The sequence below is a fragment of the Bacillus cereus group sp. Bc031 genome, assembly GCF_027716265.1.
GTDB lineage: Bacteria > Bacillota > Bacilli > Bacillales > Bacillaceae_G > Bacillus_A > Bacillus_A paranthracis.
Genome location: NZ_JAQFUL010000006.1, coordinates 38,220 through 54,603, shown reverse-complemented (window position 1 = coordinate 54,603; position 16,384 = coordinate 38,220). Strand labels below are relative to the sequence as shown.

Genomic DNA, 16,384 nt, shown 5'->3' with positions numbered 1-16,384 from the left:
TAATAGTGGTCGTATACGTATTATAAGCGAAATAGCATAAAAAATGAATAGCATTACTGAAACAATAGAGAAACAAATACAATCGAACAAATAATTCCGATTAAATCGGCAAAAAGTCCTACTTTTAATGCATCTCCCATTTTTCTAATTCCAACAGCTCCGAAGTATACTGTTAAAATATAAAAAGTTGTGTCTGTACTCCCTTGCATCGTAGAAGCCAATCGCCCAATGAACGAGTCCGGTCCATACGTCGCAATTAAATCGGTCGTAATACTTAAACCAGCAGAGCCCGAAATAGGACGTATAAGTGCTAGTGGAACAATTTCTGCTGGGACATGAATTAAATCTAACATCGGCTTCATTACTGATATCATTGCATCTAATGCACCTGAAGCTCGAAATATAGAAATAGATACGAGCATTCCAACCATAAACGGTAAAATAGAGATTGCAATTTGAATCCCTTCTTTTCCTCCCTCAACGAACGATTCATACGTCGGAACTTTCTTTATCGTGCCATATAGAAGGATAAAACCAATGACACAAGGGATTACCCATAATGATATCGTATTGACAATGCTCATTTTTTCCGCCCCTTCCTACTCCTTCTTCGGTAAAAATAGCGGTCAATCCAAATCGCTCCGATCATAGAGAGTACTTGTGCAATGAATGTTACCCCAACAATTTCAGTTGGATTTGCTGATTCATACGTCATTCGAATCGAAATGACGGTCGTAGGAATTAAAGTAATCGCTGATGTATTTAATGCCAAAAACGTTACCATAGAACGGCTCGCCGAATCCTTCCCTCCATTTAACTCTTTCAATTGTTCCATCGCTTTAATGCCAAGAGGGGTCGCTGCATTACCTAAACCAAAAAAGTTTGCCATCATATTTGATAAAATAAATCCCATTGACGGATGATCCTTCGGTATTTCTGGAAACAGCCTTTTTACTATCGGCATAAAAAGTGCCACTAACTTTTTTAACAATCCGGCTTCCTCTGCAATTTTCATTAAGCCGAGCCAAAATACTAAAACACTAATGAGTCCTATACAAATCGTTACCGCATCTTTCGCTCCATCAAATACAGCTTTATTTATTTCTTCCATTGTTCCATTTATCATCGCATACACAATCCCAATGACAGCCATCGCTACCCATACGAGATTAACCATCGTTCCCAACACCTATCATGTAAGAAAAAATTTCTTTCACATTATTCCAGTATATTCCCGTTGTAGCTACTAACTTTCGTTTACTATAAAATAAATTCCGTTCTCCAACTTTCTCATTGCCAACATAAACGTCTGTCTTTCCAACCTTTACTCCATCCACAAGCTTTGCACTTTTATCTAGTTCAACTTTTAATACTACGCTCTTTTTTTCTTCTTCAGTTAAAGGTACTGAAAAACTATTTTTCGTGTAAACATGATTGGCGTATTTCTTTTCGGTTATTTCAGCAAGTGCTCCTTGTCCTAAAACTTTTGTTTGTTCGAAACGGTCAAAACCTTTATCAAATAAATTCATATGATCATCCCAATCACTAGAAGCGCTCAAAGTTACGACAATTAGATCTAGTCCATCTTTTGATGCTGTTGTAACAAGCGTTCTTCCTGCTTTCTTCGTAAAACCTGTTTTTCCCCCTGTTGCAAATTCATAATACGACGTCACAAGTTTATGTTTATTTTTCCACGGATAATCCCACGAATCTGATTTATACGTTTTTGTTCCAAAAATTTTCTTAAAAGTTTCGTTCCCCATTGCATACCTTGTTAAAAGTGCCATATCATAGGCCGACGAATAATGGGATCCATCTCCATCCAAACCATGTGGGTTTGAAAAGTGAGTGTCTTTCATTCCAATTTGTTTCGCCTTTTCATTCATTAAATATACAAACCCTTCTATACTCCCTCCTACATTTTCAGCAATTACTTGTGCTGCATCATTACCAGATCTAAGCATGAGTCCATATACTAAATCCTCTAATTTTACTTTCTGTCCAGGCTTTAAATAAATTGCTGAGCCTTCTACTCTCACTGCTTCATTACTAACCGAGACCATTTCTTTCATTTTTCCTGACTCAGCAGCTAACAAGGCAGTCATAATTTTTGTTATACTAGCAATCTTTTGCGGCTCATGTTCTGCTTTTCCGTATAATACGCGACCTGACTGTTGCTCCATTAATACAGCATTTCGAGCACTAACATTGCTGGTCATCTTTGCATATGTAGGAATTGGTATAACGCTTGCGTACATAATAAGAAGCGTAATGATTACACAAATTCGTCTCATATTTCCCCCCACGTCCTTTTGGCACTTTTTGTACAAGTGTATGCTTGGCCTTTTAAAATATGAACGAAATCTCCCTCTCCTTCCAATAAAAAAGACGCAGAGAACCTGCGTCTAATAAGGTGTCCATTCTATTTGTTTTGCACTTTCAAATCTTTTTTCTACATCCGGCCAATTTACAACATTCCACCAATTTTTAATATATTCATCTTTTCGATTTTGGTATTGTAAATAATACGCATGTTCCCACACGTCTAGTACAAGGAGCGGTATCGTATCCCATTGTGTAAATAATTGATGAAGTGTACTCTGTAAAATTTCTAATCTTCCCGATCGCGGAACCCAAACGAGAATTGCCCATCCTGAACCTTCCACTTTAGAGGCTGCTTCTGTAAAATGTTTTTGAAAACGCAAGAAACTTCCAAAATCTTGTTCAATCCGGTGTGAAAGAGCCCCTCTTGGACTTCCGCCGCCACCTTTTTTCATGTTATTCCAAAATATTGTGTGCAAGTAATGACCTGATCCATGAAAAGCAGCTTCTCTTTCCCAATGCTTAATTAAATCAAATTGATTTGTTTTTCTTGCTTCTTCCATCATCTTCTCTGCCTTATTTAATCCTTCCACGTAACTACGATGATGTTTATCATGGTGTAACATCATAATTTCTCTAGAAATATACGGTTCTAACGCATTATATGGATAAGGTAGTGGTGGGAGTGTATGCCCTCCAATTGGAACAGCTCGTTCACTATCCCCTCTTTCACATAGTTCATATTCCTCTTCCCCCTGCACGAATACTTCCTGCAAATGATGCTGAATATGTTCTACATCATCACTTATTTCATACATAAACTCTGCATCTGTATCATACTCATGCTCTTTCATACGGTCTAATAACGTTTGAATTTTATAAGCAAGCATATGGACATCATACACTTCCATTGCACGGCTATCTAATACGTGAAGAACACTTTCACACCAGCTTTCTACTTCATGAAAGTAATCTGTGAATACACCTTGCTGACTCATGTTACACCTCCTTAATGCTATCCCCTTAAATATATTCAAAGGAAATCTCTTATATAACTGTACAAAAGGAAAAGAAGCTAAGTCCCCTCAGCTTCTTTTTCGCAGTTAATATTTGTGTAACATCTTTGTTTGATAATCAGTCTCATAATATTCTAATTCTTCACGCATCAATTGGAATTTCCCCTCTAAGCTCTTCATTACTTCCTCTACAGATGCAGGTGGTGTTTGTTGAAAAACGATGGAGTTTTTCCCTGTATAAGCAGACCGACTATTTTCATACCAATGATCACTCTTTGGTGAAAAAAACTCTGCAATTACTTGATGATAAATTTTATATAAAATCTTTTCAGCTGCTGTCTTTCGAAATGGCTGGCTATTTAACAAAACAAAACACGCATCATGTCCTTCTTCACAAAAAACGAGAAGACGTCTTATTGACGCTAATAACCCTTTATAATATTGTTCGTTTCCTGCCGGTGTCTCTTCTAATAAAGAAGGCAACGTATGATAATTTACATAATTGGTTATCAAATGAATAACATCTTCTAAAAACATAGAAACTTGTTCTGTTTGATTTTCCACCATTAGATTAGACATTTTTCCCTCTCCTTTGCCAGTTCACTCTATTTCTACTCTTTTATTTTTATGTAATTCAGCCAATATTTCTTGTACTTTCACGACTATTTCCTCATCAAAATATTGTTGGAATTCTTCTATATTATTTAAATACAAACGTTTTTGCATGCGAAGCTCATTCTCTTTCAGTAAACAACAGATCGCTACAATATCCCGCAAATATATGTCTTGATTTTCTACTTTACATACCGGATTTCCTTCAAAAGGAGTAATTTCTTGTACAACTTCTTCAAAATACCGAACATATAAAACAGAAAAGGTTCTTTCTTTATCATTTAATATATATGTCACTTCAGATCTATTAAAAAAATCTTCTGACGTATTAGGTTTTGCTTTCTCTAGCTCATATCCCGCATAACCTATTATAATCATCTACTTCCCCTCTCTTCCTTCTTTCAATTTATTTTAACTTAATTTTCTGACAAACGAAATACTCTTTTAAATATAACCCTTATAAAAAATAGCTTCCTTATACAGGAATTTACCTTTTTATTTTTCTTGAAGTTTGTCATAATAATATTATTGTCTCAGTTTTCTTATACAAGGAGAGTTGTATTTATGTCGTTTTCATGGAAATGTTTCTTACAAATCGGGAAAATTATCTTCCCATTTGTTGTATTAACCATTGTATTCTTTCAAGCAAAAAAAGAATTAGCAGGCATTTCTTTTTTAGAAGCAATCAATACAATTAAAAACATTCCAACCGGAGGAGTCTTTTTAGCCATTACACTTGGTGCATTTGCCGTATCAACAATGTTCTTTTACGACTATGTTATGCTTCGTTATTTAAAAGCTGATATACCTGTCCAAAAGATTTTTCGTATCTCATGGATTGCTAATACCTTAAATGGATTTATTGGATTTGGTGGTCTCGTTGGAGCGGGTGTACGTACGATGCTTTATCGTCCATACATAAAAGAAAATGGCAAGCTGATTAAAAGTATCGCCTGGATGACAACTGCTTTTATTAACGGACTCGCTATTCTTTCATTCCTCGGCCTTATTGGAATATTAGACACAAGTTTTATTTTGCATGAAAAACCGTGGCTATGGCCTGTTTTGATCTTCTTCGCCCTTTTCGTCCCTATATACATTGGCTTTTCTAAACTAAAAAATAGAAAACCAAAGCAAACCGAAGGACAAGATGAACGAGAAGAAGAGAAAAATCCAACTGTTTTATACTCATTAGTTTCATTAGTTGAGTGGGTATCTGCTGGTATTGTTATGTACGTCATACTAATATTATTTGGCATTGATATCGAATTTCAAAAGTTTTTAGGTGTGTATGTAATTGCTGCTTTAGCTGGTGTTGTTAGTCTTGTACCTGGTGGACTTGGTTCATTTGACCTTGTCTTTTTAACTGGGCTCGGACAATATGGCATTGATACAGGCGTATTACTACCTGCTATGTTATTATATCGCCTCGTCTATTACATTTTACCATTCTGCCTTGGTCTTATTTTTGCAGCTTTTGAAATGACAGGCGTGGCCATTAAAAAGTTTGAAGACAAACCTTTTATTGCGCCTGCATTAGAAACAACTGGTGTTATATGGACTTTGCAGCGTGATTTTCTAGGAAAACTAGGTTCGTGGGCCTCTGCTGCTTTAACAGTATTTGCTGGATTAATGGTTATTTTATCGACCATTCTACCGACAAGTATAAACAGAGCACACGCCTTACATATTCTAGCTCCAAAACATCTTATTCAATTTTCTTTTAGCTTATCACTAACATTCGGTATTCTCCTCCTGATCCTTTCACGAGGCATATATTATGGAACAAAGCGTTCTTACTATATGACGATTATTTCTTTAATCGGAGCAGCTATCTTTAATACGCTAAAAGGGATTGATATTGAAGAAACGTTTATTTTATTAATTGTACTCGCTGTATTATATATGCTTCGTAAAAGATTTGTACGCGAGAAAATGGAAGTCTCACTTTCTGATATCGTAAAAGTTTTTATATTCTTACTTATAACTTTATATTTATATAAAAACTTAGGTATTTTATTTGCAGGTACAAAAGAAGCTTTTAAACCTGATTTTGTCGTTCGTAATATTACGCAAGTAAAACGAAGTGCATTAGCAGCTGCCTTTTTCGTTCCTACATTTTTACTGATTGGCTCACTCATTGCTAATCGTTATCGAAATGAATTTCCCGGGCAACCAGCTAATGATAAAAGATTACAAAACTTTTTAGATGAACATGGTGGAAATGTACTTAGTCATTTAGGTTTCTTAGGCGATAAACAATTCTTCTTTAGTAGTGATGGGAAAGCGCTCCTTCTCTTCTCTATAACTGGAAAACGTCTTGTTGTACTAGGTGATCCAATTGGAGATCCTTCCTCCTACCGTACTGTGTTACAAGAGTTTTTAGCTGAAGCTGACCGATTTGGATACATTTGTGTATTCTACCAAATCGAAAGTAAATGGATGAGTTTATATCATGATTTTGGTTACAACTTCTTTAAGCTTGGTGAAGAAGCTGTCGTTGATTTGAATACATTTACAATAACAGGAAAAAAACGCGCCGGTATGCGAGCGACTTTCAACCGTTTTGAACGAGAAGGCTATACATTCTCTATTCACCAGCCGCCGTTCTCAGATGAACTATTTGAAGAATTAAAAAAAGTTTCAGATGCGTGGCTCGGTGGAAAAAAAGAGAAAAGTTTCTCACTCGGATACTTTGATCGTGAATATATTAGCCGTGCTCCTATCGCTACATTATCTGATGCAGATGGAAAAATCATTGCATTCACGACATTTATGCCCGTATATCAAGACGGATCATTGTCTGTTGATTTAATGCGGTATTATCCAGATGCACCTAGCGGCATTATGGATGCCATTTTCATCCACCTATTCCAGTGGGCAAAAGAAAATGAATACCACTCCTTTAATATTGGCATGGCGCCACTTTCGAATGTAGGTTTATCGACACAATCTTTCTGGTCTGAACGAGTTGCCGCTGCCATCTTTAATAATGTTCGTTACACATATAGTTTCAGCGGGTTACGACATTTTAAAGAAAAATATAAACCAACATGGAGCGGTAAATATTTAGCATTTAGAAAGAATCATTCTTTACCAATTACAATGCTCTCTGTAACAAAATTAATAGGAAAAAGAAAAAACAGCTAAATAGTTAGCTGTTTTTTCTTTTTTGAACTTGTACAATAAATTCTTTTTCATATTTCTTACCATTTATATAGAAATCTCCCCATATTTTGTACGTTCCTTCAACGGGAAATGTAATACGGTATTGTAATTGCCCCTCTGTATCAACAGGGATTGCATATAAAAAATTTTCTCTCGTTTCATCCACAATATAGAGCGCCTCCACTTCTCCTCTCTCTGCATGTAATTTCAATTTCTCACCCTTTTTCGCTTGAAATTGAAATGTTAACGTCACTGGCTCATTCGGATGCAGTGCACCGAATAAAAGAGAAACTTCATACTCCCCTATTTTTTTTGTAAGTACACTATCGATTGGAAATTTTACTTTTTTCTTATTTTTCTCGTCTATTTCTTTCCCAAAATCTTTCTTCGCAAATGATTGCACAGACTTATTTTTGTCTTCATATAAAAATATTGTATATCCTTCATCTTTCGCTATTTTAGAAGATACTTTATATGATCCATTTCCTGCGAATGTAGGTTTCATTTGTTGTACATGTTTTAATTGTCCGTCTACAATAACTGCCCGAATTTGATCGTTCACACCACGAACTTCGTTATTTTTATTATTTAATAATTGAAATGAAATATTTGCTTTCTCATTTCCTTTTCCATTTGATACATCCCATTTTACTTCCTGAACATCACCTACAGTCTCTGTAGTTTCCTGATACTTTTTTATGTAAAATCCACCTACCACAATAAATAACAAAGCAACAAGTCCAATGACAAGATTTTTCAAAACATCACCTACCATTTTTATAGTCTCTATTCATACAAAACTTCTTTCATATATATTCTAGATTATGATTTATGAAATCCTTCTGTTTTGCACATATTACAAAGGATAAAAAAGATTTTAATTGAAAGGATTCATAGTGTATAATGCAAATGATATTGATTTCTATCAATACATTATAAGGAGGACTTTTCATGAGTGTACATATTGAAGCAAAACAAGGTGAAATCGCTGAATCTATTCTATTACCTGGTGATCCATTGCGTGCAAAATATATTGCTGAAACATTTCTAGAGGACGTTACTTGCTATAATAACGTACGTGGTATGTTAGGTTTCACTGGAACTTATAAAGGAAAACGTGTATCTGTGCAAGGTACAGGTATGGGTGTTCCTTCTATTTCTATTTATGTAAACGAATTAATCCAAAGCTACGGAGTTAAAAATTTAATTCGCGTTGGAACTTGCGGTGCTATTCAAAAAGACGTAAAAGTACGTGACGTTATTATTGCAATGACAGCTTGTACGGATTCTAATATGAACCGTTTAACATTCCCAGGATTTGATTTTGCACCAGCTGCAAACTTCGACCTTCTAAAAAAAGCTTACGATGCTGGAACTGAAAAAGGCCTACACGTTCGTGTTGGTAACGTTTTAACAGCAGATGTATTTTACCGTGAGAGCATGGACATGGTGAAAAAGCTTGGAGATTACGGTGTACTAGCAGTAGAAATGGAAACAACTGCGCTTTACACATTAGCAGCGAAATACGGTGTAAATGCATTATCTGTCTTAACAGTAAGTGATCACATCTTCACTGGTGAAGAAACAACATCTGAAGAGCGTCAAACTACATTTAACGAAATGATTGAAATCGCTTTAGATGCAGCAATTCAACAATAATACATTAAAGAACTCGTCATACGTCTGTCGAGTTCTTTTTATGTGACTTTTTATTAAAAACTACTTTCGGAAGAGACAGATTTTCTCGTCTACTTTTTTGTACCATTTGTTATAATAAAGAAATCATTTACAGTATTTCTCACAAGAGGTGACGCAGTGAAAAACAGAAGTATCGTCTTTAAACTATTTTTATTAACATCGACATTATTTACAATCATATTCCTCCTTTTTTTCTTAGGACAATCTCTATTTTTAGAGAAATTTTATATTAATAAAAAAGTAAAAACAGTTCAAACTGCTTTTGAGGATTTCGTAGATACGTACGAAAAAAGTGGGAAAAGTTATGAAGAAATTCGAAAACTAAAACAAGAATTTCATGATAAAACAAATGCTGATATGCAATTTCTATCTCCTGAAGGCATTATTAAAAGTGACAACAATTACTATATCGATGTAATTAATCCTAAAAATAGTGAAGCATATTCCATTCCGCTCAATAATCTTTTAACGCCCGAAGAATATAAAAAATTTGAAAACTTAGGATTGAAAAAAGATGACATGATCAACGTCGTCGGTTGGGTACGAGGGAAAATAATAACACCACTAGAATTGACAACAAGTTATAATCGATGGCAAAACGAACGTATCAATTCAGATTTTTCATCCATTAATGGCAATCCTTCTAAAAATAGAATTACAAGCCGATACAAACCTGTGACTCAAATTGAGTTTACTGGTATTGTTTCTAAGTTACAGCTTCCATCCAAAGCGGATGTTCGTCTTGCAAATGATTTTGAAACATTACAAGCCGTTCAATATTTTGCAGATATTATTAGAAATGGTACTGCTAACTCGCATCAATTAAGCTATTTTCTACTAGATAGTGAAGAGAATATAAAAAATAGCATCTTTGTAAAGCCTATTATGGAAAATGGAAAGATTACAGAATATGCTTTTGCGATAGCATCCTTGCAACCTGTTAATGAAGCGATGCTCGTTTTGAAAGATTATTATGTCTATGCCTTAATCATCGTATTTCTCGTAATTATTTTGTTATCCTTCTACTACTCAAAAATTATTGTGAAACCATTAATTAAAATGAATCGTGTTACAAAAAAAATGGCCAATTTTGATTTTAGCGAGAAATTACCTGTAACAGCAGATGATGAAATTGGCGGACTTTCCGGTAGTATTAATACGTTATCTGTAAACTTAAAAGACCGAATTGATCGATTAAATGTTGCCAATACAAAATTACAACAAGATATTGAACGTGAACGTCAATTAGAAAAAACGCGGAAAGAATTCATCTCTGGTGTATCACACGAATTAAAAACACCGCTCAGTGTAATTAGAAGTTTTGCAGAAGGAATTAAAGATGGCGTTAGTAAAGATACGACGTATTACACAGATGTTATTTTAGAAGAAACAGAAAACATGAACAGACTTATTGTTGAAATGTTAGAGTTAGCAAAATTAGAATCAGGTACGTACAAACTAGATATGACGACATTCTCAATCGGGGAATTAATTCAACAAGTCTATACAAAATTATTATTTAGCATGGAGGAAAAACATTTACAAGTGAATATAGATGTAGACCCTTCTATATTTGTGAAAGCGAATCGTAGTCGAATTGAACAAGTAGTTGTGAACTTACTTAGCAATGCAATTCGCTATACGCCAGATGGAGAAAAAATACAAGTCTCCGTTATAGAAATGGAAGATACAGTAAAAGTTGAAATCGAAAACACAGGAAACCCTATTCCAGAAGACAGTCTTGAAAAAATTTGGGATCGTTTCTACCGTTTAGATGCATCGCGTAGCCGTCATACTGGTGGTACTGGTCTTGGATTATCTATTGTTAAAAATATTTTAGACCTACACCATGCCGAGTACGGTGTATATAATACGACTAATAGTGTTGTATTCTACTTTAATTTACAAAAAGTAAAAGAAGTCAAATAATTTGTCTTAATTTCACTAGGAGTTCACATGAAATTCACACTCTCCCTTTATAGTAAGAAACAAGTTAATCCTTTCCTTTACACATATAAAAGAGGAGAGTGCGTGAAATGAAACAAGCAGGACAACCTATTCAAAATGAAAAACAATTAGAAACTATCAAAAATATACTTTTACAATCTTCGAAACGTGATGGCTTATTATTCGTATTAGCTGTAAATTCTGGCTTAAAAGTAAGTGAAATCTTACAATTAAAAGTTAGTGATGTAATCGATGAAAATGAAAATGTTCGCCATTCCATTTTATTTTACAATGAAAAAGTAAAGAAACATAAATGGTTCGCTGTAAATGAAGACTTACAGCACGCGATCGAAGACTACATGAAAGAACGTAAAACTTGGAAACGTAATGAACCATTGTTAAAGTCTCAAAAAGGAACAAAATCTATTACGAGACAACATGCGTGGTACATTTTAAACAAAGCTGCAAAAGAAGTTGGATTAGAAGGGATTAGCTCACATACACTTCGAAAAACTTGGGGATATTGCGCATACAAATCAGGTGTTGATATCGCATTTTTACAACACTTCTTTGATCATAGTACTCCATCAAAAACTTTAAAGTATATCGGTATTGCTTAATAACTCTTATACATAAAAAAGGTTACCATTTATAAATGGTAACCTTTTTTATGTTTCACATTCTCTTTTCTTGTCTCTCCTATATTGTAGTGGTACTCTAATAGTAAGGGGGAGAAATTATGAACACTTTAACAATTGAATTACCGAAAGAAACGGCTGAAAAACTTGATTTATTGAAACAAGCTTATGAAAAGAAAACAGGTGCTTCTATTTCTGAGAGTACTCTTGTTCAAACACTTATCTCAAAAGAATTTATCCAAGCGATAACTCCTTTTGATTTACAACAATTCATCACTAGCAAAGAACAGCATTAATTGCTGTTCTTTTTTTATACGTTATCAGGAGTTTGCTAGAAATTTACCTCGAAACAACTCATTACTTCAGCCAAACTTCTATTAGAGATCTCCCTATCGCTCCTATCTCCTAAAAAGTTTTTTATTTATTTTTAGGAAAACTATTGACAATGATAATGATAACCATTATCATTTATTACGAAGCCAACAATTGATGAATCAACCAAACGCTCAGTAACATTGTTACCCCTCTTTTTCATATAGAAAGGCACTGTACATTCCCCCTGTTTGTACAGTGCCTTTCTTGTTTATTATCACTCAAACAAATTTAATTGCTCAGGCTTTGGCTCACCATATGTAATGTTCATCATTTTCATAAGCTGTTTCGCATTATCAGCTGCATCTCCGCCTGAATTATTGTTAAATAATACGTATATGTCCTTTGTCTTCTTTTTTAATTGTTCTAGTCTTTCTACCCATTCTTCTAATTCTTTATTGTTGTAGCGATATAAGCAACGAACCGCTCTCCAATTTTCCCCTTTATCAAGCCAGCCATGAACATTTCGGCCATGAAAACGTATTAACACCATCTCTGCATTCGTTACTTCTAATACGAGTGGTACTGACCCCATCCCTGCCTGTGGCTCATCACAAATTGTATGAATCCATTTCTCCTGCTCTAGAAACTGTAACGTCTTATCTCTCATTTCTGGATAAAACCATGTTTGATTTCGAAATTCTATCGCACGCGGCAAACCTTCCATTTTTTCTTTCGTATATCGGAGAAAATCTACATTCTTCTTTTTACAATCAAACCATGGTGGATATTGAAATAAAATCATTTTTAATTTACTAGCTTCAATTAAAGGAAGAATAGATTGTTTATATACATCAAACATCTCATCGAACGTAGAAAAAGGAATCTCTCCTTTCATATGTCCTGTCATTCCTTGATATGCTTTTACGATAAAAGAAAAATCTTTCGGTGTTTCCATTGCCCATTTTGTATAATTTCGTTCAGGTTGCATCGCATAAAATGAACTGTCCACTTCTACTATAGGAAAATACTCACTATATGTTCGTAATTTATTTCTATTTTCATAGGGGTCTATATATAAAGAATCATGATCTCCCCACCCTGTTACTCCAATGAAAAGCAAATATATTCCTCCCTTTTTCACTTCACTTTCTATCCATTCTACCCACTTTCTGAACACTTTGACCAATCAATTTCATTAAGTAGTCCCATCTTTAAGAGTATTCATATAAAAATATGATATACTAGATGGAAGAATTTTTAAATTGAGGGGTTATTTATTTATGCTTCCAAACGATGATATTATATCTCATGAAAAACGAATAGAAGAACTAGAGAATAAAGTACGTTTTTATGAAGAACTTGTAAATCAATTACCACATCATTTCACATATAAAAATCCACATATTGGTTTACAAATAAAGAAAACGAGATCGACTCATTCCATTCAAAACATACAAAAAGAGAATAAAGAGGCTGACTTTCAACTTACTTGCGATTCATTATTTTTATTTAAACAACTTGAAACATACTTTATTCATATTTTTGATGCTTTTTCACATCATGTAACCTTTGTTGATAATAAAGGAAATATAACTTTATGTAATCAGGCTGCAGCAGATGATTTTGGTGTAGTACGAAATGATATAATTGGAAAACCAATTCAACAATTACTAAAATTGCCTGAAGAAAAAATTAAAGCTCTAGAAACATTAAGAACAGGCACAGAAATATATAATGAAGAAGTTTTAGACAAAAACTATGGCATTTTAAATAACCGAATTATTCGTGATTATAACGGAGAGATTTTTAGGGTTATTAGTGTTTTTCATTATTTAAACACAGAACGTGATGCAGAAAAATTTTCGTTAGCAGGGCGAATCGCGGCTGGTATTGCGCATGAAGTACGTAATCCTCTTACAACCGTACGAGGATATTTACAATTTTTACAAGAAAATGTTTCTCCATCTAATAAAGAACTATTTAAAAACTTACTTATTCCTGAATTAGATCGCGCAAATAGTATCATTACAAAATTTTTATCTATTTCAAAAACACGGGAATTTACAAGAGAACCCTTTCCCATTAATACGTTTTTACGTGAGTATATTCAACAGTTACTAGCTAGTGAAGTCTTTTTACATAACATTTCAATTGATTATAATTTTTCTACCGAATTAGATGATATTTTAGTTCATATTGATCGTCATGAACTTGTGCAAGTTTTTTTAAACTTATTCCAGAACGCTGTCGATGCTCAAGGAGAAAAAAAACTTTCTATACAAATTACTAGTTACCGCCTTGATAATTTTGTTCGTATTACTTTCACTGATAATGGGACTGGTATTCCACCAGCGATTCAAGAATATATCTTTGATCCATTCTTCTCAACAAAAGATTCCGGTACAGGACTCGGCTTGGCAGTAACGAAAAAAATTATTCAAAATCATAATGGTACATTAAAAATGACTAGCAATGAAGATGGTACTACTTTTACTATTTCAATTCCAATCTTACCTAAAACAGCCCTTGAAAGATTAAATCAAGACAAATAAAATCCAATCCACGAACTGCATGTCAATTGTTAAATCCCTTAACAATCGACATGCAGTTTTTTATGTTGAACTTTTCTTCTTTACATTATATGAAACCTTCTCTATATCTTACTTATTTGTTTGCCAAGCGGGCCAATTTCTTATTTTTTTAGAAATGGTAGTTTGTCCATCACGAATTCAGTATAAATTTCATTTTAATATATAGTAATGACTATTGATTCTATGAAAGAAAGGAATGAAAAGATGAACAATAAAAATAAAGGAAAAGTATTTTATGGTAATGACTGTTGCGAAGTCAGAGCTTGTAGTCATATTAACATCTCTAAGTCCGAACTTACAGAATTTGTTAGACTCCTTCAAGTTCTTGGCCAAGCTATTCAAGCTGTCTTTCAGAACCCTTCTCAAACTAATATCGATAACTTGATAGCTGCGCTCAATAACTTACAAAAGTTCCTCAATTGCTTAGATTTATCCCCAGCACAAAAACAAATTGGAAATTCTATCATTGCTAATTTATTAACTATTTTAAGAACAACACCTTTCTCATGCGGAGCATTATACGTTGAACTACAAAGTCTGCTTAATTATTTATTGTATATCGCTAAGTTATTCAAAGTAGATTGTTGTACGACCGACAAACTAGTTAAACTCATAACAGAGATCCAAGCTATCCTAGTTCAATACGGATCAGGTTGTCTTGGAGGCGGAGGCGCTACTGGTGCTACTGGTGCTACCGGCGCTACTGGGCCTCAAGGACCGGCGGGGGCTACTGGTGCTACTGGGCCTCAAGGACCAGCGGGCGCTCAAGGTGCCACTGGACCTCAAGGACCTCAAGGCGCTCAAGGACCTGCAGGTGTTCAAGGCGCTACTGGACCTCAAGGGCCTCAAGGTATTCAAGGACCTGCAGGGGCTACCGGTGCTACTGGTGCTCAAGGTGTTCAAGGACCAGCAGGGGCTACTGGCGCTACTGGACCTCAAGGTATTCAAGGGCCTGCAGGGGCTACTGGTGCTACTGGTGCTCAAGGACCTCAAGGCGTTCAAGGGCCTGCAGGGGCTACTGGCGCTACTGGTGCTCAAGGACCTCAAGGTGTTCAAGGGCCTGCAGGGGCTACTGGCGCTACTGGTGCTCAAGGACCTCAAGGCGTTCAAGGGCCAGCAGGCGCTACTGGTGCTCAAGGACCTCAAGGTGTTCAAGGACCTGCGGGGGCTACTGGCGCTACTGGTGCTCAAGGACCTCAAGGCATTCAAGGACCTGCAGGGGCTACTGGCGCTACTGGTGCTCAAGGACCTCAAGGTGTTCAAGGACCTGCAGGGGCTACTGGCGCTACTGGACCTCAAGGCGTTCAAGGGCCAGCAGGGGCTACTGGTGCTACTGGTGCTCAAGGACCTCAAGGTGTTCAAGGGCCAGCGGGGGCTACTGGCGCTACTGGTGCTCAAGGACCTCAAGGTGTTCAAGGGCCAGCGGGGGCTACTGGCGCTACTGGACCTCAAGGGCCTCAAGGTATTCAAGGACCTGCAGGGGCTACCGGTGCTCAAGGACCGGCAGGCGCAACAGGTGCTACTGGTGCAACCGGACCAGCGGGTACACCAATTCCTGTAACAATCGCGGCAATCGGAAACTCAAATCCACAAACTATATCACCTGGAACAAACCTTCAATTCAATCAAGTGTTTGAATTAACTAATATCTCTTTCAATGATACTTCAGATACTTTAACAATTTTAGAAACAGGCGTATATGATATTAGTTTCTCAGCGTCTACAACTTTCCCAGGGTCTTCACCATTTGGATTCGGTATTTCATTCAATGGTCAACCACCTACTCGTAATTTCTCAACTAACGTTATCGGTAGTGCTGTTTCTTTCTCTACAATTGTTACTTTACAAGCTGGTACAACGATTTCTATACAGCCTACAGCAAACACTATTTCTATTCCTAACACAGGCGATACAACAGCAACACTATCTGTATTCCGAATTTACTAATTTTCGCTTAAGAAGTATATTTATAATAATATGTATCGTTTAACCGTGCATTAAATCTCTCTTTATATAGAAAGGAGCACTTATTTGGGAGGATAAGTGCTCCTTCTTTACGTTTCTTTACCTCAAATTT

15 protein-coding genes are annotated in these 16,384 nt (G+C 35.5%); 7 read left to right on the top strand and 8 right to left on the bottom strand.

Annotated features, from left to right (window positions below; translation table 11 throughout):
• Positions 1–53: 53 nt before the first annotated feature.
• The 6 genes from spmB to PDQ33_RS03985 all read right to left on the bottom strand — a co-directional run bounded on the left by spmB (position 54) and on the right by PDQ33_RS03985 (position 4,328).
• A complete protein-coding gene (gene spmB, locus PDQ33_RS04010) occupies positions 54–584 on the bottom strand; it encodes a spore maturation protein SpmB (protein WP_000029510.1) in 531 nt (176 codons plus the stop codon).
• Positions 581–1,177: a spore maturation protein SpmA gene (spmA, locus tag PDQ33_RS04005; protein ID WP_000247808.1), complete on the bottom strand. Its 597-nt coding sequence runs from the start codon at positions 1,175–1,177 to the stop codon at positions 581–583. Before spmA ends, spmB begins: the two co-directional genes overlap by 4 nt.
• Complete coding sequence (gene dacB / locus PDQ33_RS04000) at positions 1,170–2,294, bottom strand: D-alanyl-D-alanine carboxypeptidase DacB (protein WP_270754845.1); 1,125 nt, start codon at positions 2,292–2,294, stop codon at positions 1,170–1,172. The genes spmA and dacB overlap by 8 nt, the downstream gene beginning before the upstream one ends.
• Before the next feature lie 111 nt (positions 2,295–2,405).
• Positions 2,406–3,320 (bottom strand): superoxide dismutase, encoded by a 915-nt coding sequence (locus tag PDQ33_RS03995; RefSeq protein WP_000082669.1) that lies wholly within the window; start codon positions 3,318–3,320, stop codon positions 2,406–2,408.
• Positions 3,321–3,425: 105 nt separating this feature from the next.
• Positions 3,426–3,917 carry a YpuI family protein gene (locus PDQ33_RS03990; RefSeq protein ID WP_000067567.1) on the bottom strand — a complete coding sequence of 164 codons (492 nt, stop codon included), beginning with the start codon at positions 3,915–3,917 and terminating at the stop codon, positions 3,426–3,428.
• Positions 3,918–3,938: 21 nt separating this feature from the next.
• Entirely contained in the window at positions 3,939–4,328 is a 390-nt protein-coding gene (locus PDQ33_RS03985) for a hypothetical protein (RefSeq protein ID WP_000583786.1), read from the bottom strand.
• Between the two features lie 186 nt (positions 4,329–4,514).
• Here PDQ33_RS03985 and mprF point away from each other — a divergent pair, with 186 nt between their 5' ends.
• The gene (mprF, locus tag PDQ33_RS03980) at positions 4,515–7,100 is read left to right on the top strand and encodes a bifunctional lysylphosphatidylglycerol flippase/synthetase MprF (protein ID WP_270754850.1); all 2,586 of its coding nucleotides are present in this window, start codon (positions 4,515–4,517) and stop codon (positions 7,098–7,100) included.
• A 4-nt stretch (positions 7,101–7,104) separates the two neighbouring features.
• On the opposite strand, the gene PDQ33_RS03975 is transcribed toward mprF, so the two are convergent.
• On the bottom strand, positions 7,105–7,893 hold the full coding sequence (locus PDQ33_RS03975; protein ID WP_073536390.1) for a hypothetical protein: 789 nt from the start codon (positions 7,891–7,893) through the stop codon (positions 7,105–7,107).
• Positions 7,894–8,069: 176 nt separating this feature from the next.
• On the opposite strand from PDQ33_RS03975, the gene deoD reads away from it, so the two are divergent.
• From deoD to PDQ33_RS03955, 4 genes are all read left to right on the top strand, one after another.
• Complete coding sequence (gene deoD / locus PDQ33_RS03970) at positions 8,070–8,777, top strand: purine-nucleoside phosphorylase (RefSeq protein ID WP_000110707.1); 708 nt, start codon at positions 8,070–8,072, stop codon at positions 8,775–8,777.
• A gap of 156 nt (positions 8,778–8,933) precedes the next feature.
• Entirely contained in the window at positions 8,934–10,745 is a 1,812-nt protein-coding gene (locus tag PDQ33_RS03965; RefSeq protein WP_000797491.1) for a sensor histidine kinase, read from the top strand.
• Positions 10,746–10,852: 107 nt separating this feature from the next.
• On the top strand, positions 10,853–11,383 hold the full coding sequence (locus tag PDQ33_RS03960; RefSeq protein WP_000806236.1) for a tyrosine-type recombinase/integrase: 531 nt from the start codon (positions 10,853–10,855) through the stop codon (positions 11,381–11,383).
• Positions 11,384–11,502: 119 nt separating this feature from the next.
• Positions 11,503–11,697, top strand: coding sequence for a DUF3924 family protein (locus PDQ33_RS03955; RefSeq protein WP_001094859.1), 195 nt, complete (start codon positions 11,503–11,505; stop codon positions 11,695–11,697).
• A gap of 293 nt (positions 11,698–11,990) precedes the next feature.
• Here PDQ33_RS03955 and PDQ33_RS03950 read toward each other — a convergent pair whose 3' ends face one another.
• On the bottom strand, positions 11,991–12,836 hold the full coding sequence (locus PDQ33_RS03950; protein ID WP_270754857.1) for a DUF72 domain-containing protein: 846 nt from the start codon (positions 12,834–12,836) through the stop codon (positions 11,991–11,993).
• A 160-nt stretch (positions 12,837–12,996) separates the two neighbouring features.
• Between PDQ33_RS03950 and PDQ33_RS03945 the strand changes: the two genes are divergently transcribed.
• Complete coding sequence (locus PDQ33_RS03945) at positions 12,997–14,268, top strand: ATP-binding protein (protein WP_061130457.1); 1,272 nt, start codon at positions 12,997–12,999, stop codon at positions 14,266–14,268.
• 243 nt (positions 14,269–14,511) lie between these two features.
• Positions 14,512–16,254, top strand: coding sequence for a Gly-Xaa-Xaa repeat protein (locus tag PDQ33_RS03940; RefSeq protein WP_270754858.1), 1,743 nt, complete (start codon positions 14,512–14,514; stop codon positions 16,252–16,254).
• Positions 16,255–16,384 lie beyond the last annotated feature (130 nt).

What these genes read in the sequence shown, in the direction of transcription:
- spmB (WP_000029510.1), bottom strand. Translation starts at nt 584, where the DNA reads ATGAGCATTGTCAATACGATATCATTATGGGTAATCCCTTGTGTCATT.
- spmA (WP_000247808.1), bottom strand. Translation starts at nt 1,177, where the DNA reads ATGGTTAATCTCGTATGGGTAGCGATGGCTGTCATTGGGATTGTGTAT.
- dacB (WP_270754845.1), bottom strand. Translation starts at nt 2,294, where the DNA reads ATGAGACGAATTTGTGTAATCATTACGCTTCTTATTATGTACGCAAGC.
- PDQ33_RS03995 (WP_000082669.1), bottom strand. Translation starts at nt 3,320, where the DNA reads ATGAGTCAGCAAGGTGTATTCACAGATTACTTTCATGAAGTAGAAAGC.
- PDQ33_RS03990 (WP_000067567.1), bottom strand. Translation starts at nt 3,917, where the DNA reads ATGTCTAATCTAATGGTGGAAAATCAAACAGAACAAGTTTCTATGTTT.
- PDQ33_RS03985 (WP_000583786.1), bottom strand. Translation starts at nt 4,328, where the DNA reads ATGATTATAATAGGTTATGCGGGATATGAGCTAGAGAAAGCAAAACCT.
- mprF (WP_270754850.1), top strand. Translation starts at nt 4,515, where the DNA reads ATGTCGTTTTCATGGAAATGTTTCTTACAAATCGGGAAAATTATCTTC.
- PDQ33_RS03975 (WP_073536390.1), bottom strand. Translation starts at nt 7,893, where the DNA reads ATGGTAGGTGATGTTTTGAAAAATCTTGTCATTGGACTTGTTGCTTTG.
- deoD (WP_000110707.1), top strand. Translation starts at nt 8,070, where the DNA reads ATGAGTGTACATATTGAAGCAAAACAAGGTGAAATCGCTGAATCTATT.
- PDQ33_RS03960 (WP_000806236.1), top strand. Translation starts at nt 10,853, where the DNA reads ATGAAACAAGCAGGACAACCTATTCAAAATGAAAAACAATTAGAAACT.
- PDQ33_RS03955 (WP_001094859.1), top strand. Translation starts at nt 11,503, where the DNA reads ATGAACACTTTAACAATTGAATTACCGAAAGAAACGGCTGAAAAACTT.
- PDQ33_RS03945 (WP_061130457.1), top strand. Translation starts at nt 12,997, where the DNA reads ATGCTTCCAAACGATGATATTATATCTCATGAAAAACGAATAGAAGAA.
- PDQ33_RS03940 (WP_270754858.1), top strand. Translation starts at nt 14,512, where the DNA reads ATGAACAATAAAAATAAAGGAAAAGTATTTTATGGTAATGACTGTTGC.